General features: G+C 43.3%; 20 protein-coding genes. 8 read left to right on the top strand and 12 right to left on the bottom strand.

Features of this window, described 5'->3' with window-relative positions; all coding sequences use genetic code 11:
* Nucleotide 1: 1 nt before the first annotated feature.
* From L0B18_RS04605 to L0B18_RS04590, 4 genes are all read left to right on the top strand, one after another.
* Nucleotides 2-298, top strand: a complete 297-nt coding sequence (locus L0B18_RS04605) for a hypothetical protein (RefSeq protein WP_234568303.1) — start codon at nt 2-4, stop codon at nt 296-298.
* Between the two features lie 180 nt (nt 299-478).
* Entirely contained in the window at nt 479-1,387 is a 909-nt protein-coding gene (gene hslO / locus L0B18_RS04600) for an Hsp33 family molecular chaperone HslO (protein WP_234568301.1), read from the top strand.
* Nucleotides 1,388-2,647 (top strand): NAD(P)/FAD-dependent oxidoreductase, encoded by a 1,260-nt coding sequence (locus L0B18_RS04595; RefSeq protein ID WP_234568299.1) that lies wholly within the window; start codon nt 1,388-1,390, stop codon nt 2,645-2,647.
* Between the two features lie 79 nt (nt 2,648-2,726).
* The gene (locus L0B18_RS04590) at nt 2,727-3,554 is read left to right on the top strand and encodes a hypothetical protein (RefSeq protein WP_234568298.1); all 828 of its coding nucleotides are present in this window, start codon (nt 2,727-2,729) and stop codon (nt 3,552-3,554) included.
* Nucleotides 3,555-3,560: 6 nt separating this feature from the next.
* Here L0B18_RS04590 and L0B18_RS04585 read toward each other — a convergent pair whose 3' ends face one another.
* The 7 genes from L0B18_RS04585 to L0B18_RS04555 form a co-directional block, all read right to left on the bottom strand.
* Complete coding sequence (locus L0B18_RS04585) at nt 3,561-3,998, bottom strand: HesB/IscA family protein (RefSeq protein ID WP_234568296.1); 438 nt, start codon at nt 3,996-3,998, stop codon at nt 3,561-3,563.
* Nucleotides 3,999-4,003: 5 nt separating this feature from the next.
* Nucleotides 4,004-4,681 (bottom strand): AlbA family DNA-binding domain-containing protein, encoded by a 678-nt coding sequence (locus tag L0B18_RS04580; protein ID WP_234568294.1) that lies wholly within the window; start codon nt 4,679-4,681, stop codon nt 4,004-4,006.
* Between the two features lie 105 nt (nt 4,682-4,786).
* Nucleotides 4,787-5,797, bottom strand: a complete 1,011-nt coding sequence (locus L0B18_RS04575; protein WP_234568292.1) for an NAD(P)H-dependent glycerol-3-phosphate dehydrogenase — start codon at nt 5,795-5,797, stop codon at nt 4,787-4,789.
* Nucleotides 5,794-6,489: a glycerol-3-phosphate 1-O-acyltransferase PlsY gene (gene plsY, locus L0B18_RS04570; protein ID WP_234568290.1), complete on the bottom strand. Its 696-nt coding sequence runs from the start codon at nt 6,487-6,489 to the stop codon at nt 5,794-5,796. Before plsY ends, L0B18_RS04575 begins: the two co-directional genes overlap by 4 nt.
* A gap of 81 nt (nt 6,490-6,570) precedes the next feature.
* Nucleotides 6,571-7,449, bottom strand: coding sequence for a lipoyl synthase (lipA, locus tag L0B18_RS04565; RefSeq protein ID WP_234568289.1), 879 nt, complete (start codon nt 7,447-7,449; stop codon nt 6,571-6,573).
* A 38-nt stretch (nt 7,450-7,487) separates the two neighbouring features.
* On the bottom strand, nt 7,488-8,207 hold the full coding sequence (lipB, locus tag L0B18_RS04560; protein ID WP_234568288.1) for a lipoyl(octanoyl) transferase LipB: 720 nt from the start codon (nt 8,205-8,207) through the stop codon (nt 7,488-7,490).
* 103 nt (nt 8,208-8,310) lie between these two features.
* A complete protein-coding gene (locus L0B18_RS04555; RefSeq protein ID WP_234568286.1) occupies nt 8,311-9,006 on the bottom strand; it encodes an energy transducer TonB in 696 nt (231 codons plus the stop codon).
* A gap of 148 nt (nt 9,007-9,154) precedes the next feature.
* On the opposite strand from L0B18_RS04555, the gene L0B18_RS04550 reads away from it, so the two are divergent.
* A complete protein-coding gene (locus L0B18_RS04550) occupies nt 9,155-10,195 on the top strand; it encodes a glycosyl hydrolase family 18 protein (protein ID WP_234568285.1) in 1,041 nt (346 codons plus the stop codon).
* A 49-nt stretch (nt 10,196-10,244) separates the two neighbouring features.
* Here the strand turns inward: L0B18_RS04550 and L0B18_RS04545 are convergent, their stop codons facing one another.
* Nucleotides 10,245-11,681: an MATE family efflux transporter gene (locus L0B18_RS04545; RefSeq protein WP_234568283.1), complete on the bottom strand. Its 1,437-nt coding sequence runs from the start codon at nt 11,679-11,681 to the stop codon at nt 10,245-10,247.
* A gap of 306 nt (nt 11,682-11,987) precedes the next feature.
* On the opposite strand from L0B18_RS04545, the gene L0B18_RS04540 reads away from it, so the two are divergent.
* Complete coding sequence (locus tag L0B18_RS04540; RefSeq protein ID WP_234568281.1) at nt 11,988-12,887, top strand: sulfotransferase family protein; 900 nt, start codon at nt 11,988-11,990, stop codon at nt 12,885-12,887.
* 58 nt (nt 12,888-12,945) lie between these two features.
* Here the strand turns inward: L0B18_RS04540 and lpdA are convergent, their stop codons facing one another.
* The 4 genes from lpdA to L0B18_RS04520 all read right to left on the bottom strand — a co-directional run bounded on the left by lpdA (nt 12,946) and on the right by L0B18_RS04520 (nt 17,150).
* Nucleotides 12,946-14,370: a dihydrolipoyl dehydrogenase gene (lpdA, locus tag L0B18_RS04535; protein ID WP_234568280.1), complete on the bottom strand. Its 1,425-nt coding sequence runs from the start codon at nt 14,368-14,370 to the stop codon at nt 12,946-12,948.
* A gap of 161 nt (nt 14,371-14,531) precedes the next feature.
* A complete protein-coding gene (locus L0B18_RS04530) occupies nt 14,532-15,836 on the bottom strand; it encodes an alanine/glycine:cation symporter family protein (protein WP_234568278.1) in 1,305 nt (434 codons plus the stop codon).
* Nucleotides 15,837-15,960: 124 nt separating this feature from the next.
* On the bottom strand, nt 15,961-16,452 hold the full coding sequence (locus L0B18_RS04525) for a DinB family protein (protein WP_234568276.1): 492 nt from the start codon (nt 16,450-16,452) through the stop codon (nt 15,961-15,963).
* Between the two features lie 17 nt (nt 16,453-16,469).
* On the bottom strand, nt 16,470-17,150 hold the full coding sequence (locus L0B18_RS04520) for a MarC family NAAT transporter (protein ID WP_234568274.1): 681 nt from the start codon (nt 17,148-17,150) through the stop codon (nt 16,470-16,472).
* A 116-nt stretch (nt 17,151-17,266) separates the two neighbouring features.
* On the opposite strand from L0B18_RS04520, the gene L0B18_RS04515 reads away from it, so the two are divergent.
* The gene (locus L0B18_RS04515; RefSeq protein WP_234568273.1) at nt 17,267-17,722 is read left to right on the top strand and encodes a GAF domain-containing protein; all 456 of its coding nucleotides are present in this window, start codon (nt 17,267-17,269) and stop codon (nt 17,720-17,722) included.
* A gap of 285 nt (nt 17,723-18,007) precedes the next feature.
* Nucleotides 18,008-19,264 carry an efflux RND transporter periplasmic adaptor subunit gene (locus tag L0B18_RS04510; protein WP_234568271.1) on the top strand — a complete coding sequence of 419 codons (1,257 nt, stop codon included), beginning with the start codon at nt 18,008-18,010 and terminating at the stop codon, nt 19,262-19,264.
* The last annotated feature ends 11 nt before the right edge of the window (nt 19,265-19,275 follow it).

Below are 19,275 nucleotides of genomic sequence, written 5' to 3'. Positions count from 1 at the left end.
CATGTCTCTTCCTGAGAAAAATGACGAAAGAAAGGTCTTGGTGGATTTCTTTTCTGAACTGCCGCTGCGTGAATTGGAGATTCTAAAAAAGATCACCGATGAACTGCATAGAGCAAAAGAAATTCATCCTTCGTGGCCACAGGACTCCATTCATCAAGCGGCAATTGTACAAGAAGAAGCGGGTGAATTAATACGAGCTGCTTTACAACACGAATTTGAAGGCGCTTCAAAACAACCCATGGAAACAGAAGCTATACAAACTGCTGCAATGGCTTTGCGGTTTCTTTTGAATGGATAAAATTTATATATCCAAACTTCTATAATAGTTACACTGATCCCCGGATTTCAAAAGTCCGGGATTCTGTTTAGAAACATCCCTATTTGATCGCTGATTTTCTCCGTATCTTTGCAACGATTTCGGGCGATATCTTTGTTATACCTCCTTCGAAAGTTGTAAAGAAATTAAAGATTCAAATTCATGTCTCTTAAGAAAGAAAAATTCAAATTTAATGACCGGCTTATTAAGGGAATAGAAGCCGGGGGGCGGTTTAAAATCAGTGTTGTAAAAACGACAGATGTTGTTCAAACCGCCAGGGAAAATCATGGCCTGTCTATGCTAAACACCGTTCTGCTTGGCCGAACTCTTACCGCAGCGATGCTACTCGCATCTGAACTGAAAGGCGAGGAACGAATCAAAGTTCACCTTGAAGGTAACGGACCGGTAGGAATGCTGGTTGCCGAAGCGAACCGTGTGGGTGAAATTCGTGGATATTCTCAACATCCTTCTGTAGAGCTGGATTACAGCGAGCCTGATGTTTCCATTAGTGATGGCCTGGGACTTGGCCTTCTCACCGTTCAAAAAACACTCTATAATGAAGCCGAACCACGAACCAGCACCATCGAAATTGTGGAAGGAGATATTTTATCAGACATGGCACATTATATGGCCCAGTCCGAACAAGTGCTATCTGCTTTCTTGCTGGATGTCAGCTTGAAAGACAATGGCGATGTAAATCAGGCTGGTGGTATTCTGATTCAGCGATTGCCCGATGCGGATGAATCCGTAATGGAAAAGCTGCAAAAAACCGTTGAAAAACTTCCCCCGGTTGCAAAACTTCTGGAAGACGGGAATTATATTGATGCCATTATGGAAAAAGCATCCAAGCCGTATAACGTCAAAGAGCTGGACAGGCAACCGGTTCACTTCTTCTGCCGATGCAGTACTGAAAAATTTAAAAACGCTCTTTCTTTGCTTAGCTATGAAGATCTCAAAGAGCTAAAGGGCGAAGATCAGGAGATGGTCTGCCATTATTGCGGTACAAAACACATTGTAAGTGAAAAAGAAATTTACTCCATTGTTGAATCCGCTAAAGCTAAACTTAATTAAATGGATTCATCCAAAAAGACTGTCGTGGTAGTTGGAGGAGGATTCGGAGGAATTTCTGTCGCCAAACAGCTTAAGAAAGCGAATGTTAATGTTATTCTTGTAGACAAAAAGAATCACCACCTGTTTCAGCCCCTGTTGTACCAGGTGGCAACAGCCGCTCTTTCACCGGGAGACATTGCTATGCCGATTCGTGGAATCTTCGGAAAGTATAGCAATGTACGGACGGTGATGGATGAGGTGACTGAAATCGACAAGAATTCACAAACAATTGTACTTAAATCGGGTAACAAGCTGAATTATGATTATCTCGTCCTGGCCCCCGGTGCACAGTACAATTATTTTGGCAATGATAATTGGTCTGAACACGCTCCCGGTTTAAAAACCATTGCTAATGCTCTTGAGGTCCGGGAAAAGATATTGGTGTCTTTAGAAAAGGCGGATCAGATACCGGATAAGGAAAAGCGCAAACCGTATTTGCGATATGTAATTGTTGGAGGCGGCCCCACCGGCGTTGAGATGGCCGGCGCTATTGCCGAAATTGCAAAACGGAATATGATGCGTGATTTCAAATCACTCTCACCCGAAGAAACCGAAGTCTATCTTGTGGAGGCAATGTCGGGCATTTTGAATGGTTATCCTGAACATCTCTCAAAAAAAGCCCAAAAAGATCTTGAAAAAATGGGTGTTCAAATACTTCTGGACAGCCCTGTTACCGATATTCGCGAAAATGGAATTGAGATTGATGGAAAATTCATCGAAACGCCGAATATGGTTTGGGCAGCAGGCGTAAAAGCATCTCCGTTAATCAAAGCGCTGGATTGTGAAATAGACAAAATGGGCAGGGCTATTGTGACCAAAAATCTCACTATTCCCGGAACCGGGAATATCTTTGTAATTGGTGATGCCGCTCATGCAAAGGATGAAGACGGCAATCCACTTCCCGGGCTTGCCCCCGTAGCTTTGCAAATGGGTAAATATGTCGGAAATCTTATCAAAGAAGGGAAATCAATCGATAAAGTTAACCCCTTCCACTATACCGATAAAGGAACCATGGCAACGATCGGACGTGCAAAAGCTGTTGCCAAAATCCGCGGGTTTACTTTCAGTGGATTTGTTGCCTGGCTCGTTTGGTGTTTCATTCACATTTTTTTCTTGATTGGTTATCGAAATCGTTTTCGGGTTTTTGCGGAGTGGAGCTGGTATTACTTAACCTTTAAAAGAGGTGTGAGATTAATTACCGGAAGAGTGACAAAAAAGTAACCTCTTTTGTTTTATCCCGTAGATGAATGTTATCTGAAGGGCTCAATTTCCACAAACCAAAACAAATTCTTTACTCTCCATGGACTCATACAGCGAAAGAGACATTAAGGCGATTCTAAACCGGGCATCCGAACTGCAACAACGCTACGCAAGCTACCCGGGGCTATCTTCATCTTATCATACACTTTCTTTTGAAGAGATACAGAAAATTGCAGAAGAGCTGGGAGTTTCGGCCGAATTTGTGAGGGAAGCTGCTCTTGAATATGAAGGAATTCCTGTTGAAGAACCTCTTTTTCTTGATACCGGAAACAACTACGAAATTGAGCTGATAGGATTTGCGCGTGGTGAACTGGATGAAAAAACATGGACAGAGCTCCGCGCGGTTATTGAATCTCATTTTGGTTCTGCAGGAAAGGTAAAACGGCGTACTCACAGTATCATTTGGAAGGCGCAGCCTACCGGATTCTTCAAATTTCTGCATACGCGAAAATCTCCTGTTGTTGAAGTTGCTTCATCCAATAACCGGTCTACAATACGAATTAAGAAAAGTGTAAAAACCTTCAACAAAATCCTTTACCCTGCCTATGCAGCCTTATTGAGTGCCGCAATGATGCTGGGAGCACTCTTTGCTGGAGGTACTGACGAAGGCGCCATGCTTGTTGGGGTTATTATTTTTGGGGGAATTGCCAAACTGTTCCACTCTCTGACGGAGAATAAAAAAGAGAAAGCCCGGGAAAGTTTAAAAGACTTTACCGAACAGCTTCAAACAATTGTGACCCGGCAGTCTCAAGCTTCTTTAAAGCACCAGAAATCGGCACAAGAAAAGATCATTTCCATAGCAGAAAATAGTGAGGAAGATTCTGAAACTAATTTAGCCGACTCTCACTCTAAAAGCAGAACGAGATAGACTAGGCTAAACAGCAAAAGAAGTTCCGCAACCACACGATTCGCTGGCGTTCGGATTATCAAATGTAAACCCGCGGGCATCCAATCCATCGGGATAGTCGATCTGGATTCCTTCCAGGTACATCAGGTGTTTCGGATCAATGACAATTTCAAGGCCCTGGCTTTCTACAATTTGATCTTCATCTGTTCTGATATCAAACCCCAGCTTATAACTTAAACCGGAGCACCCCCCTCCTTCTACCGCTACCCGAAGATATAGTTCTTCGTCAAGATCTTCGCTCTTTTTAATCTCCCGAACCTGCCTGGCAGCTCTTTCTGTAAGCATTACCGGCTTCATATTCCCTTTTGGAGAGGTAGCAACCGGTTCTCCAGTTATACTTTCTTCTTCATCGTCGTCAATTAACGAGGCAATTACATCATCTAAATTTTCTTCTTTTGCAGCCATTTTGTTTACTTCATTGAATGAGAGAATCCATAATAATCGGTATCGGACCGGTTAAAAAGTTTCAGAACACCAGCACTTACTAAATTAATAAGAATTTTTGAAGCCCGATAGGTCGTTACATTTACAAGTTGCGAATATTTTAAAACGGTGATTTCTCCATATTCATTCAAATAACGAAAGAGCATCTGTTCATTCTTGCCATATTCAAATGTTACTCCTTCATCTGCATACGTATTTTTGAGAATCTCCACCTGTTCATCACTTGCCAACACACTTTCGTCATCTCGCCGTACAAACACAAGCCGTTTCTTTTTGCTTTTATTGTAAACGGGTTTTTTCTCGGCTTCGGGCACACGGACAACCATTACATCCTGATTCCCGCTGTGTACCAGTTCAATCTGAATCGGCACTTCAGGCACACAACATTCATAAGCCGCTTTGTGTAGCACATACTCCTCTTCGAAATAAGCGCTGATGCCGGTAATATTTTTGCGATCATCTACCCCGATGAGAATCGTGCCACCCTTTGAGTTTGCAAATGCACTAATTTCGCGGGCAATTTTTTCCACGGAAGGAGTCGTTTTCTTAAACTCGAGATACATTCCTTCGCCGGTTTGAATGAGGTTGCGAAGGTCCGCCGGACTCATACTGGAAATGATGATTTCACCGTTGGGAAGCATCATAGTTTTGAATTTTATTGAAGGTCGGGGTTCGATTTGAAGTCTTCATGAAGAGCCGTATGTATAACTTCATGAAGTTATAAGATTTACAGACCGTCTGAAACCAATTTAAATCATAATTTCGTCTTTGGCATTGCGCGTCATCAACTCATTCACGGCATCCTTGGGATCCATTTTCTCAAATAACACTTTATACACAGCTTCGGTTATGGGCATCTCAATATTGTTTCGCCGGGACCATTGATGAACTGACTTCGTGGTTTTTACACCTTCGGCAATCATGTTCATGCCCGAAGTAATTTCTTGTAACGACAAACCGCGGCCAATGTTATATCCTACATAACGATTCCGGCTGTGCTGACTTGTGCAGGTAACGATTAAATCTCCCATTCCTGTCAAACCGGAAAACGTGTCCTGTGAGCCTCCCAACACGCATCCCATCCGCTTCATCTCGTGCAGGCCACGCGTCATAAGTGCCGCCTTGGCATTATCGCCTAATTCAGCGCCGTCAATAATTCCTGCGGCAATCGCCATAATATTTTTCAGTGCACCGCCAATTTCAGCTCCCAGGATATCATGATTCAGGTATACGCGGAACATCGGTGTCATAAACGTTTCCTGGATAATTCTCGCTGCCCGTTTGGAATATGCAGAGGCCGTAATTGCCGTTGGTTTGAATTTGCTTACCTCCTCGGCATGGGTTGGTCCGGTTAGAATTCCAATCTGATCTTCCAACACAGCTCCTTCCAACACATCTACTAAAATTTGTGAGGGTGTCATTAACGTATCCTGTTCGATACCTTTTGCAACAGAAACAATGATTTCATCACCCGTTACAAACTCTTTTGCCTTGTTGGCAACCTCACGAATAGCGTGAGATGGCGTTGCAAACACAATCATATCTGCGCCTTTCAAAGTATCCTCAATAGAATGGCTTGCCTTTACAGATTTTGGGAGTTCAACATCCGAAATGTACTCCGGGTTATATCCTGTTTCGTTGATGCCGTCTACAACTTCTGGTTCCCGGGCCCAAATGGTAATTGGATACCCGCTCTGCCCTAATACAACGGCTATTGCGGTTCCAAAACTTCCCGCTCCTAAAATGCTTATTTTTTTCACGCTGCTGTCTGCTCTTTATTCAATTTTCCCTTTGCAGGTTTAAACGAACGAACTCGGTTTTCAGTACCGTTTAACAATCTTTTAATATTGCCTTTGTGCTTGATAACGATTCCGATAGCGAGTGCGCTGCTGAATAGTAAAATGCTTCCGTCAATATCCCAACCGAAACCATACCGTAAAATCAGTTGTGTAATCGGGTATGCGATGGCACCTGCTATAGATCCAACCGAAACGTACCGCGTAGAGAACATTAAAATCAGGAAAACGGCCAGCGAAATACTGATAGAAATCGGCTCAATTCCATACAACATTCCACAAGCTGTGGCGGCACCTTTACCGCCGGAAAAGTTGGCGTATACCGGAAACATATGGCCTATTACAGCCGCCACACCACATACAATGAGAAGCATCGGCTCTACATCCCAACCGGGATAAATACGAACCGGTCCGCTGCCAATGATCCATGCCAGCCGGCTGACAAGAGTTGTACACAGCAATCCTTTACCAAAATCGAACAGAAGAACGGCTACACCGGCTTTCCATCCCAGAATTCTGAAAGTATTTGTGGCGCCGGCATTTCCACTTCCATGGTCGCGAATATCCACCTTAAAGAAGAGCCTCCCTGTCCACAGAGAACTGGGAATTGAACCGATCAAATAACTAATTATGATTACAACGATTAGTGCAAGCATTGGAAGCGTTTCCGTTCAATATTCATTTTTTCCGAAAATAAGAAAACGAATCAGTAGAACCGAACTGATCAACTAAATTTGTCAGACATGCCGCTCAGCGTGATACGAAGAGCGAACAAGAGGCCCGCTTTCAACATGCTCTATGCCCAATGTTTCGCCGATTTCTTTGTACTCGGCAAATTGTTTGGGGTGAACCCATTCCACAACCGGATGATGCATTTTTGTTGGCTGCATATATTGTCCGATTGTCAGAACATCCACATTATGATCTACACAATCCTGCATGAGTTGAATAACCTCTTCACGGGTTTCTCCCAATCCAACCATGATACCTGTTTTTGTCCGAAGTCCCTGATCCTTACACCGCTGCAGCAGCTCTAACGACCGCTCGTATTTTGCCTGCGGCCGCACATTTCGATAAAGCCGCGGAACCGACTCCAGATTATGGCTCAATACATCCGGCGGCGTATCAATAACAATCTGCAAAGCATCCCACACTCCACGAAAATCGGGAATAAGTGACTCTATGGTTACGCCATCAATCGTTTCACGAAGTACTTTGTGGCATTCCGCAAATATAGGCGCTCCACCGTCTTTTCGTTCATCACGGTTGACGGAGGTAAGTACCACGTGCTTTAGTTGCATTTTATGGGCTGCATCGGCTACACGTTTGGGTTCATCCCAATCAAGACCTTTAGGCGGGCGGCCGGTTTTTACCGCACAAAACGAACACGACCGCGTGCAAACATCACCTAAAATCATAAATGTTGCCGTGCCGGCTCCCCAGCACTCACCCATATTCGGGCAACGGGCTTCCGAACAAACCGTGTTCAGCTTATGATCACTAATGGTTTGTGAAACCTCTTTAAATTTTTGCCCGGAGGGAAGTTTTACTCTCAACCAATCGGGGCGACGTTGGCCGGGCCCGGACTTCTCTATAACATCAAGTTCTTTAATCATAAATCAACCTAAGCCGTACACGACTTCTTTATTAGGAACTAAAGGTACGAAAATTGCGAATAGGTGTCAGGCACAGAATCGGGTTTATTCATCTTTACATTAAATACATCTGCAAAATGTTTGATAATGATGTCTTTCACCTCGGTTTCATCAACAGGATGGCCAACACATTTTGAAAGACTGGTTACTTCTCGGTCTTTGATTCCGCATGGAATAATATGTTGAAAATAACTCAAATCGGTATTTACATTCAGCGCAAAACCGTGCATGGTAACCCATCTTGAACAGTGGATTCCCATAGCGCATATTTTTTCCTGGCCGACCCAAACACCCGTCAATCCCTTAATTCGTCCGGCAGACACACCAAAATCTGCACACGTTCGAATCATCACTTCTTCCAGGAACCGAAGATATTTGTGGATATCGGTGAAATGACGGTCAAGATCCAGGATTGGATATCCCACAATTTGGCCGGGTCCGTGGTAGGTTATGTCTCCTCCGCGATCAATTTCAATATATTCTGCATTGATGCTGGAAAGTTCGGAAAGGCCTTTTAGAAGATGAGTCGAATCACCGCTTTTGCCAAGTGTATACACATGGGGATGTTCAACAAAAAAGAGGATATCATTCAGTACTTTATGGTCTGAATTTTCTCCTCTTTTCTGCTTAATCAAAGATTGTTGAGCACGTTTTTGGAGGTCCCATACAGCCCGGTATGGGGCGCTACCCAAATCATAAACATCAATTGAATTCATCATGTACAAAAGATAACCAAAAAATGGAAAAGTGGGTTCATTCCTGAACCCACTTTACGATTATCTCCTTCAACTACATTAAGATGACTTATTAATGTTTCGGCATCTAAGACTTTATTCTAAATATCACTGGCAAATTGTATTGAACCCTAACCGGAATTCCCCGTTGCAAACCCGGTTTGAATTTCGCCAATTTAACAACACGGAGTGCTTCTTCATCACAGCCTCCGCCAATTCCCCGAACAACTTCCGGTTTTTCAACCTGGCCTTGTTCGTTGACAATAAAACGTACGTAAACACGTCCCTCAATATTAGCACGAATGGCTCTTTCAGGATATACAATCTCTTGTTGAAGAGATCCCAATCCACCGATCAATTCAGGCATTTGCTCTACCAGTACGAAGAAATCTTCCTCTTCTTCTTCCTGTTTTTCCTCAGCTTGTGCGGGAGGAGCTGGCGGCAGTTCCAGTGTAGCGTTAAAATCCAGTTCGGCATTAATATTAATGTCTACATCTTCTATGATTTCATCATTTGGAACCGCTACCGGAACCGGGGGACGAGGAGGAGCCGGAACACGTTCAATTTGTTTGGTTTGAACGATTTCTTCCATCTCTATCACTTCTTGTTCTTCCAAAACCGGAATATCAACCTCTTCAGCTGTAAATTGGACTCTTGCGAGAACGGTTAATATCAACAATGCCAAGATAAGCCCTACTTCAAGAAAAATGGTGTAGTAGTTGCGAAGGTTTTTTTCAGGTTTCGTGCGAATGTTATGGTCAGGTATTAATCTTCTGTCTTCCATGAGTTCTCACCTCTCTGTAGTTTATGGTAATACTTGTAGTTGGAGATTCTTTATTCTCTCTATTATAAATCTACATTAACATTGTTAAGTTTATGTGTGGAAACGCTAATTATTTCCAAAAAAACCGCTTTTAATTTTAAACTGGTCTATGAAAAAATTTTCAAAAAACCGCCTTTTCTGTGCCGTATTAATACTTTTTTCACTCCCATTTTTATTTTGGAGTTGTACCGGCACTTCAACGGTTCAAAATAAATCAGGAAAAGAGTCAAATTTTGATGAATCCCGGAGCAAGAATTCCTTCAGAGTTGTAGGGTACTACTCAATCCGGGCAGCGATTGAGGCAGATCCTCAAAGTGTGCCTTTTGACCAACTTACCCATGTCAATCTCTGGTTTTTCAATCCCGATTCTCTTGGTAATTACAATCTGGATCTGTCAGGTTTATCTGATTTTGTTGATGAAGCTCATGATCAAAATGTAAACGTACTTTTCTCTATCGGCGGAGGCGGGCATTATCCTCATTACAAACATCTGTTGACAGACCAATACCGATCAAGGTTGATTGATAATCTTGTAGATCAAGTACTGAAGTATAATCTCGATGGTGTGGATGTGGATCTTGAAGGGAGTGCCATTGATAAAAATTACGAACCTTTCGTTACCGAACTTGGGACAAAACTGCGATCTCACAACAAACTTATGACTGCTGCAATTGCCGTTTACTATAAAGATCAACTTACGGATAAGGCACTTGCCCAATACGATTTTATGAATATCATGGTTTACGACCGAACCGGTCCATGGCGACCGGATCAACCCGGACCACATTCTACTTTTCAAAATGCTGTTGACGATCTTGATTATTTCAAATCGGAGAGAAATATTCCGAAGGAAAAGATTGTGCTTGGCGTTCCTTTTTATGGATATGCTTTTAGTACCGTCCCTGGCAATCCTCCGCGAAGCATGAATTATAAAGAGATAACCACCACCTATCCCGGCTCGGAATGGGTGGATGAATGGCCTTTGCCGGGCGATTATACCATCTATTATAATGGAATTCCCACGATCATCCGGAAAACCGTTTTAGCAAAAGAAGAAGCGTCCGGAATTATGATCTGGCAACTTTTGGGAGATGCTGAAAATGAAAAGTCTCTTTTGAGTACAATTAACCGAGTGGCTTACTCTTATTAATTGTTGATACAGATCCGCGAAGTTTTAAACTTCGCGGATCCCATTGAAATTACACCTCTTTCCCTTTCCACTTTCCTTTGGTAAAAATCCACATCGCTATCATGCCAAATGTTGATTCTGCTATAACAATAGACCAGAACACACCATTTTCATTCAGTCCGATATTCATTGACAGAAACCAGGCTAATGGAATCTCTATCAGCCAGAAACATATGAAGTTGAGCCAGGTTGGCGTAACCGTATCACCGGCACCGTTAAAAGCCTGAACCATCACCATACCCATCCCATAAAAAAGATAACCGATAGCGATGATTTTCAGCGCTTTGGCTCCTACTGCAATCACATCTATTTCGGGTGTAAACAACCGGATCAACTGATCGGAAAACAGATAAAACGAAATCCCAAGAAGAACCAAAAATCCCGTATTCACAAATCCGCAAACCCAGGCTGAACGCTCGGCGCGACCTGGTTTTCCGGCCCCAAGATTTTGCCCGACAAGAGTAGCCGCAGCATTACTCATTCCCCAGGAAGGCAATAACGAAAACATCACGATTCGAATAGCGATTGTATAACCTGCCAGTGCCGTACTGCCAAACTCTGCAATAATTCTCACCATGCCTACCCAGCTGGCTGTTGAAATCAGGAACTGGCCAATTCCGCCCATGGAAACTTTCACAAGACGGCTCATAACTTCGAGGTTCAGTTTTAAATCATGTCGATCGATTTTTATCCGTGAGTTTTTACCGGCCAAAACCCAGAATTGATAAATTACTCCCAGGCCCCGGGCAAGAGTTGTTGCAATGGCTGCACCTGCAATTCCAAAAGCTGGAACAGGCCCCAGCCCAAATATCAGGATTGGATCCAGGATAATGTTCAACAAATTTGCAAACCATAATACGCGCATAGAGATTGCCGCATCTCCTGCACCCCGAAATACGGCGTTTACAATGAAAAGAAGCATAATTACGATGTTACCTCCCATCATAATCATGGTGTAGGTGTACATTTCGGTGATGATGGTTTCGGAGGCTCCCATCAAACCGAGAAGTTCATGCGAAAGAAAAATTCCCAAAAGAGCTACAGGAATGGATACAACGATTCCAATCAACACGGACTGCACAGCAGCAATGGATGCCGACCGGTTATTTTTCTCGCCGATTCTTCGGGAGACCAAGGCCGTGGTTCCCATACTTAAACCCATCGCTACGGCATACAAAATGGTCATTATAGATTCCGTGATACCGACTGTGGCAACAGCCTCCGGTCCCAGTTTAGAAACAAAAAAGATATCCGCCACGGCAAACACCGATTCCATCATCATCTCGAGAACCATTGGGATGGAAAGCAGCAAAATTGCCCTGCCGGTACTTCCGGAGGTAAAATCGTATTCCATTCCCTTTACAGAGCCAACAATATCTTGCCAGAGAGTCTGCTGTTTGGATGGTTCAAGATTTTCAGATAGTGATTCGTCTAATTGATTTTTCATACAATCACGCAAAAATTAAACAGGTAAAGGATAGTCAAAAGAAATGGCTGGCCCAGATTGGCCGGAAAGTCAGTCTTCAGAAAAGAAGAGCTACAGCATACGGGAGTCTTGTCCGCTTAGATGTGCGGAATCGTAAAGACAATGACCGGTATATGACTGACTGTAATTTTCATTTTTTAAGAGCTTCTTATGAAGTCCGCTAAATGTAACTACTTTATAGATAATACACTATTTAAATTTGTTCAAACTACGTGATTGAAATGTTATCTTTCACCTTTGTCACCCAACGGTCTGATCACCAATTTTATGAGTTCAAAAAATCATCTGAATCCTGTTTTTATAACAGCACATCCACGAAGCGGAACGAGTCTTTTGTATCGTACACTTGTAAAACATTCTTCTTTTGCGCCAAAAGAACTCTGCCTGGAGGAGACAAAAATTTTTCGTCAACCTTTACTTGCATTATCTGAAGAATCAGAATGGCAGTCTTTAAAAAAATACATGCTGAATGATGAAAAAATATTCAGCCAATTTTTACAATCAATAAAGGGAGAAAAGATTTGGCAAAAGATTCTCAAAACGGCTTCTATACCTTTTAAAGTCCTGGATGAATTCAGTGCCTGGAAGCTGTCCGGAAATCCTTCCATGATAAGAAAATATTTTGCTTTTGCCCGACAAGCGAGAGGCTGTGAACGGATTGTTGAAAAAACTCCTATTCATCTTTTAAATCATCGCCGGATAACTCATACGTTTCCACAAGCATCAATTCTGATCATTTTCCGCCATCCCATTGATGTATATTCTTCTTACAGGAAACGTCTTCAGGAGCATCCTGAAATGGACTGGTTAAAACTTCGTGTAGACGAATTCACAGAACGATATCGAACTTATGCAGAAGCCGCAGAAGAACTACGGGATTCACCACAGGCTTATTTGCTTCGCTACGAAGATTTTGTAAACTCACCGGAAGATTCATTTCGAAAAATATGTGAATTCCTGCATGAACCGTTTGAGGAAGAACCTATTAAGGAAGATGAGCCTTCGCTGAAGATTGAGGGAATAAATCCAAACCTGTCAAAAAAAATACAAGAGAAGACCAAAAACTGGGCGGATTACATAAGTGCAGACGAAGCCCGAACGATTGAAGCGGAGCTGAAAGATGTGATGGAGAAATATAACTATGAATCCGTTTTGCAGGACGCTTAAAAAAACAAAGCCGAAACACGATGAATGCTTCGGCTTTGAGTATTAAACTTCTTCTCAGTTATTTCTTCTTTTTGGGCTTTGACCCGAGGTGAACACCTTCGCCATAGGCTTCTGCCACAGCTTCCATCACGGCTTCGCTCATGGTTGGATGTGGATGCACGGCGTTGATGATTTCGTGTCCGGTTGTTTCAAGATCTCGGGCAACCACGGCTTCAGCAATCAATTCTGTTACATGAGAACCGATCATGTGGCAGCCGAGCCATTCACCGTATTTCGCATCAAATACAACTTTTACGAATCCTTCTTCGTGGCCGAGCCCTGTTGCCTTACCACTTGCTGAGAATGGAAATTTCCCAACCATCACATCGTAACCTTCTTCTTTGGCTTGCTTCTCGGTATAGCCGACGGATGCAATTTGAGGTTCGCAATACGTACAGCCCGGAATATTGTCGTAATTAACCGGAGTGGGATTTTCTCCTGCAAGCATTTCAGCGAGTACAACACCTTCGTGAGTGGCTTTGTGAGCCAGCCATGGAGCGCCAATCACATCGCCAATGGCATAAATTCCATCCACAGAGGTTTTGTACGTAGACCGATCCACTTTGATCGCGCCTTTTTCGGTTTCCACACCGGCTTTTTCAAGCCCGATATTTTCGATATTTCCGGTCACACCCACAGCAGAAAGAACTACATCGGCTTCTACTTCTTTGTTTCCATCATCGGTTTTGATGGTCACTTTTACGCCTTTGCCTTTTTTCTCTACTTTTTCGACAGAACTTTTGGTAAGGACGTTAATTCCTTTCTTCTTATAAATCTTGCCAAGTTCTTTCCCGACTTCTTCATCCTCAACAGGTACCAGCGAGTCCATCAGTTCAACCAACGTAACTTCTGTACCGATTGTATTATAGAAGTAGGCAAACTCAACACCGATCGCTCCTGCACCGATAATCACCATTTTCTTAGGCTGCTTCTCAAGCTGCATGGCTTTTTCGGAACTGATGATCATCTCGCCATCGATCTTCAAATTTGGAAGCTCCCGCGCACGAGCGCCGGTTGCAACAATAAAATGTTTGGCTTTAATCGTATCCTGCTCTTTGCCATCATCATTTTGAACGGAAAGCTCTTTGCTGGATTTGAAAATGCCGGTGCCTTCAAATACTTCAATCTTGTTAGCCTTCATCAAGAACTGAACCCCTCGGCTCATTTTGTTGGCTACATTCCGGCTGCGCTTAATCATTCCTTCAAAATTCGCAGAATAGCCTTTTACATCCACGCCATAATCAGAAGCGTGAGCGATTGATTCAAAGATTTCTGCTGAACGAAGCAGGGCTTTGGTTGGAATACAGCCAATATTGAGGCAAACGCCTCCTAAAAATCGTTTTTCTACAACTGCCGTTTTAAATCCTAACTGTGCGGCACGGATGGCGGCAACATAGCCACCAGGGCCGGTTCCAATTACACAAACATCAAATTCTTTTGCCATGATGAGTCAAATTCTTGGGTTAATTCATTAATTGATTCGTCGGAATTAATGTCCCGCAACAAATTCAATTTTACTATTGTTTTGTAAGCTCTGTAAGGTAAGGAATCTTCGCGGGATTTTTAAATAATCAGCGGAGATTCAAGCCAAAGCTTTACGTGAATTTACAGTTCGAAATCGCCGCGTTTTTTTCTGAAGAAATAATCCTTGCTTGCATCCACAACTCTTGGCGCCAATAACAAGGTTCCGATCATGGTAGGAATGGCCATCATGGCAAACATTCCATCAATCAGGTTTACAACAATATCGATAGTAGTAATGGATCCGAAGAAAATGGTGAACACATAAAAATAATTGTAATAATGCTGTACATGCGCCCCCGCCAGAAAATTGAGACATTTCGTTCCGTAATACGAGTAGGTAAACATGGTGGTAATGCTGAAAATAAAGACGCAAAAAATCAGCAAATAAACACCCACGGAAGGAATGGCCGTCTCAAATGCTACGGCTGTCATGGTAATTCCATCCACGGAATTATCTACCCAGGCACCCGTCATTAAAAGGGCCAGTGCAGTCATTGAGCAAACAAGAAGTGTGTCAATAGCCGGTTCCAGCATCCCGACCAAACCTTCCCGTACGGGTTCAACAGTTTTAGCCGCGCCATGCGCCATTGCCTCGGTTCCGATCCCGGCTTCATTTGAGAATGCACCTCTGCGGACTCCATTTGAAATCACCACCCAAAGCGCACCACCTGCGGCCGCCTCGCCGGAAAAAGCATCGGTTACAATTAACCATAAATATTGGGGAACCTCAGAGATATTTGCGATAAGGATATAGACCACCGTAAACACATAAATGATAACCATCAACGGAACAGCTCGCGAAGCCACACTGCCAATCCGTTTGATTCCGCCAAAAATCACAAGCGAAACGAGTGTCACCAGAATCAATCCGACAATAATATCCGAGAGGCGAAATCCTTCCACAGTAAAAACTGAATTTGCCAGAATCATTGTATCATATCCTAAAACCGAATTCTCGGCAAGAAGTGCATCACGAATAATCTGGGTAAGCTGATTGGCCTGAAACATGGGCGCGCATCCTATCAAACCGGCAAGGCTGAAAAACATGGCGAGAGGTTTCCATTTTTTCCCGAGACCTTCGGTAATGTAATACATCGGCCCGCCCTGGATCTTTCCACTGGAATCTTTCCCGCGGTACATAATGGCGAGAGTACATGTAAAAAACTTGGTGGCCATGCCCACGATGGCCGTCACCCACATCCAAAAAATGGCGCCGGGGCCGCCCACGCCGAGTGCGATAGCAACACCACTGATATTTCCCATACCAATGGTTGCCGCCATCGTACTCGACAAGGCCTGGAAATGATTGATATCTCCCGGAGCATTGGGATCATCGTATTTACCGGTCAGCACCTCAATACCATGTTTGAAATTTCGATACGGCATGAAGCGGCTGAAAAACAAGAAGAATACACCTCCACCAACCAATAATACCAACAGGGGCGTACCCCACGCATAGTTAGCAAAGGTTACAATAATCTGCTCTAAGGTTTCCAGGAGATCGGGTTTTTTAGTTTAAGAATTCAGCGGATTTAGCCATCCTTGCGTAGTGAATATAGTCAATCGCTGGCGGTTTAATATCTGAATTTCTCAGAAAAAGTGAAATTTGTGCCCGATGGTGTTGTCCGTGAATAATCAGATGATTACAGATTTCCCAGATAGAATTGCTGTAATCCATCCCCTTTGAGTTTTGATAATGGATTTCTGTATCCATGTTAACTTCATGGTCGGCAATAAAATCCATCCATTTTTGATTGGCTTTCCTGGCTTTGCTTTTCAAAATTTCAAGATCATGTGCATCCCAAATACCAACTTCATTTTCGGTTGAACTTTTTATAACCCTGCGGTACCAAATTTTCTGGGCATTAACAATATGTGAAAGAAGGGAGATGCAGGTTTCCTGTTCTTTAAAAGGAGCATTTTCAGTAACTATATCAACCAAAGTTTGTGTGCACCATAAATCGAATTGAAAAAGGTGCTGCATTTCTTGTCTTAAGTCCATGGCTTTATCTCTTCATTTTAAATTACGATTCCATAATAACGTGATATTCCGCTCAGAATAAATTGAACGGCTATTGCAAGCGCAATAAAGCCCATCAGTCGTGTCATGATATTGAGACCTGTTGGCCCGATATATTTGGCTGAAATGGGTGCTAAGCGTAGAATACCGTATGTAACCAATACCACCAGTACAATAGACCCACTGTTTATCAAATAATCAGTAAGCCCGTCGGCCTGGGTTGCAAAACCGATTACTACAGCGATACTACCGGGTCCCGAAAGCAAAGGCAGAGCAAGTGGACTAAAGGAGATATCCTCTTTTTCCAAAGCTGCAACCTCATCCTCTTTTGTCAGTTTTCTTCCCCCTTTTTCCGGATTAAGCATTGAATATGCGGCCCTCATAATGATTAATCCCCCCGCTATTCGAATTCCGGCAAGCGATATGCCAAAAAAGCTGAGGATAAATGTTCCTATTAAGAGAAATGTAATGAGTACTCCGAACATATAGAAGCTCGCTTTTTTTGCAGTCTGAACTCTTTCCTGATCGCTGAACCGGCCTGTAAGTGATAAAAAAACAGGTATTGCAGCCAAAGGATTTACAACCGAAAAAAGCGAGGTAAAACTTGCGAAAAGTAAACCGGCAATTCCGAGTATGGTAGATGTGTGTTCCGGTATCGTCTCTGTTATTGCTTCAAACATATCTTTAAAGATATAGATGATTAAATCAATTGTGAATACCGAATTTTAATAAATGATACAATCTATGGATTTGTTACTTTTACACTTCAAAATCCCAAGACTACCAAACAGACGTTATGAATAAAGAAGCCATTCTCAACAAGGTTGAATCCATTGTAAGTACCGATCAAAAACGCGATGACAAACTCCGCGCAATCTGTGAACTGTTAGACGAACAAATTGACGTATTTGATTGGACGGGCTTTTACCTCACTTCTCCGGAGGAAGATAAAATGCTGATTTTAGGACCTTATGTTGGCGAACCGACCGACCACATCCGTATCCCTTTTGGAAAGGGAATTTGCGGCCAGGCTGCCGAAACACTGGATACATTTGTTGTACAGGATGTAAGCCAGGCGGATAATTATCTGGCCTGCAGCCTCGATGTGAAATCAGAGATTGTCGTTCCCATCATGAAGAATGGTATTTTTCTGGGTGAACTTGATATCGATTCTCACACGAAAGATGCCATCACTCCGGAGCTCAAAAATCTGTGTGAAGAAATCTGTAAAATAATCACCCCCATTTTTTGAGGAAACGATCCGAATTCAGAAAAATCCGTCTGAACAAATTCAGCTTTTCTTCAGTTTTCAGTTTTATACTCTTGAGAAAGAACAGATCAGAGATTTTTTGAAAAATCAAACGGTTCTCCTTTTGTTGCGTCTAACAACAAAAACCGGTCGGATTTGTAATATTTTTAAAAAAACAGCTCGGAAGATGTGAAATATTCGCAGAACCATACATAGTGGCAATCATTCTCTGTATTATTCTGCGCTGCAAAACAGACCACTCGAATAACCATTAACAATTTGAATCTCTTGAAACATATCTATAAAAGTATCCCGGCTATTATCATTTTACTTATTCTTGCCTCGTGTGGCGGAGGCGACTCACAGCAAACTCAATTTCAACGTCCCGGGGGTTTTAGGGGACAGGAAGCCATAAGCGTTGAAGTAATTCCTGTTCGGGCGTCTGATATTTCTGAACAGGTAAGTGCGTTCGGCAACATACAGGCTAAGGAGACCATTGAAATTGTGCCGCAGGTTTCAAACAGAATCACCCAAATTCACGTTGATCTTGGTGATGATGTTCGGCGTGGACAATTGCTGGCTGAAATTTATTCTGTTCCATTTCAAGAGTCTGTCCAGCAGGCTCGTGCCCAGGTAAGACAGGCCCGCGCCACGTTTGAACGGGACAGCACCCAATTAAGCCGACAGGAACAACTGCTGGAGAATGACCTGATCAGTCAGTCGGAATTCGACGATGCCAGAGCCACGTACCTGAATAGTCTTTCGCAGTATGAATCAGTCCAGGCTGCCCTTTCTCAAAGTGAGGAAGATCTTGAAAATACAACGATTGAATCGCCTGTAAATGGAGTGGTTCTAAGCCGGTCCGCTTCCGAAGGCGATTTAGCCACCACAGGGCAAACCATTTTTGAAATTGCCAACCTGACTGGTTTTGAAACACGGGTTTTTCTGCCCATTCATGATTGGGAACGGGTGGAAATTGGTCAGGCGGTTTACATGTCACTCTCAACGGATGGTGAAAATGTTGCAGAAGGTGTGGTTGCAAGAAAAAGCCCGCGTCTGGACCCCACTACCGGGCTCGGCGAAGTAGTTGTGGCTTTAACAAATACGTCTTCAGAAGTATATCAGGGTGCGCTTGTTCAAACCAAAATCAACCTGCAGACCAAGCGAGACGTCGTGGTTATTCCCCGCTCGGCACTTGTTGAAAAAGTTGAAACCTACATCGCTCCCGAAACGGGAACCATTGAACTGGAGCGGTCTTACTCAGCATTTATTGCCAGCAGTGATACGGCAGCTACACGAAGAGATTTAGAGTTAGGAATAGAACAAGGCGACCGCATAGAAATTCTCAGCGGCCTGCAACCGGGCGATCAACTTGTGGTTACCGGCCAGGAAAGTCTTGAGGATGGCTCGCCCATTCGGGTTGCAGGCAGCACACCGGCATTTTCCAGCGGCGCAGATACAACGGGTACCATACGGCGATCAGGTCCTCCGAACAGGCAAGGCGGAGCCAGACAAGATACATCCGGCCAAACCGAACAAAATTAATCCATTGGTTT

This window comes from Rhodohalobacter sp. 614A (assembly GCF_021462415.1).
Classification (GTDB): Bacteria; Bacteroidota; Rhodothermia; order Balneolales; family Balneolaceae; genus Rhodohalobacter.
The sequence above is the reverse complement of the archived record's forward strand: the minus strand, read 5'-3'. Positions and strand labels throughout refer to the sequence as shown.

Bases quoted from the DNA above. Each gene is read 5' to 3' on its own strand.
- L0B18_RS04605 (WP_234568303.1), top strand. From the start codon at position 2: ATGTCTCTTCCTGAGAAAAATGACGAAAGAAAGGTCTTGGTGGATTTC.
- hslO (WP_234568301.1), top strand. From the start codon at position 479: ATGTCTCTTAAGAAAGAAAAATTCAAATTTAATGACCGGCTTATTAAG.
- L0B18_RS04595 (WP_234568299.1), top strand. From the start codon at position 1,388: ATGGATTCATCCAAAAAGACTGTCGTGGTAGTTGGAGGAGGATTCGGA.
- L0B18_RS04590 (WP_234568298.1), top strand. From the start codon at position 2,727: ATGGACTCATACAGCGAAAGAGACATTAAGGCGATTCTAAACCGGGCA.
- L0B18_RS04585 (WP_234568296.1), bottom strand. From the start codon at position 3,998: ATGGCTGCAAAAGAAGAAAATTTAGATGATGTAATTGCCTCGTTAATT.
- L0B18_RS04580 (WP_234568294.1), bottom strand. From the start codon at position 4,681: ATGATGCTTCCCAACGGTGAAATCATCATTTCCAGTATGAGTCCGGCG.
- plsY (WP_234568290.1), bottom strand. From the start codon at position 6,489: ATGCTTGCACTAATCGTTGTAATCATAATTAGTTATTTGATCGGTTCA.
- lipA (WP_234568289.1), bottom strand. From the start codon at position 7,449: ATGATTAAAGAACTTGATGTTATAGAGAAGTCCGGGCCCGGCCAACGT.
- lipB (WP_234568288.1), bottom strand. From the start codon at position 8,207: ATGATGAATTCAATTGATGTTTATGATTTGGGTAGCGCCCCATACCGG.
- L0B18_RS04555 (WP_234568286.1), bottom strand. From the start codon at position 9,006: ATGGAAGACAGAAGATTAATACCTGACCATAACATTCGCACGAAACCT.
- L0B18_RS04550 (WP_234568285.1), top strand. From the start codon at position 9,155: ATGAAAAAATTTTCAAAAAACCGCCTTTTCTGTGCCGTATTAATACTT.
- L0B18_RS04545 (WP_234568283.1), bottom strand. From the start codon at position 11,681: ATGAAAAATCAATTAGACGAATCACTATCTGAAAATCTTGAACCATCC.
- L0B18_RS04540 (WP_234568281.1), top strand. From the start codon at position 11,988: ATGAGTTCAAAAAATCATCTGAATCCTGTTTTTATAACAGCACATCCA.
- lpdA (WP_234568280.1), bottom strand. From the start codon at position 14,370: ATGGCAAAAGAATTTGATGTTTGTGTAATTGGAACCGGCCCTGGTGGC.
- L0B18_RS04530 (WP_234568278.1), bottom strand. From the start codon at position 15,836: ATGCCGTATCGAAATTTCAAACATGGTATTGAGGTGCTGACCGGTAAA.
- L0B18_RS04525 (WP_234568276.1), bottom strand. From the start codon at position 16,452: ATGGACTTAAGACAAGAAATGCAGCACCTTTTTCAATTCGATTTATGG.
- L0B18_RS04520 (WP_234568274.1), bottom strand. From the start codon at position 17,150: ATGTTTGAAGCAATAACAGAGACGATACCGGAACACACATCTACCATA.
- L0B18_RS04515 (WP_234568273.1), top strand. From the start codon at position 17,267: ATGAATAAAGAAGCCATTCTCAACAAGGTTGAATCCATTGTAAGTACC.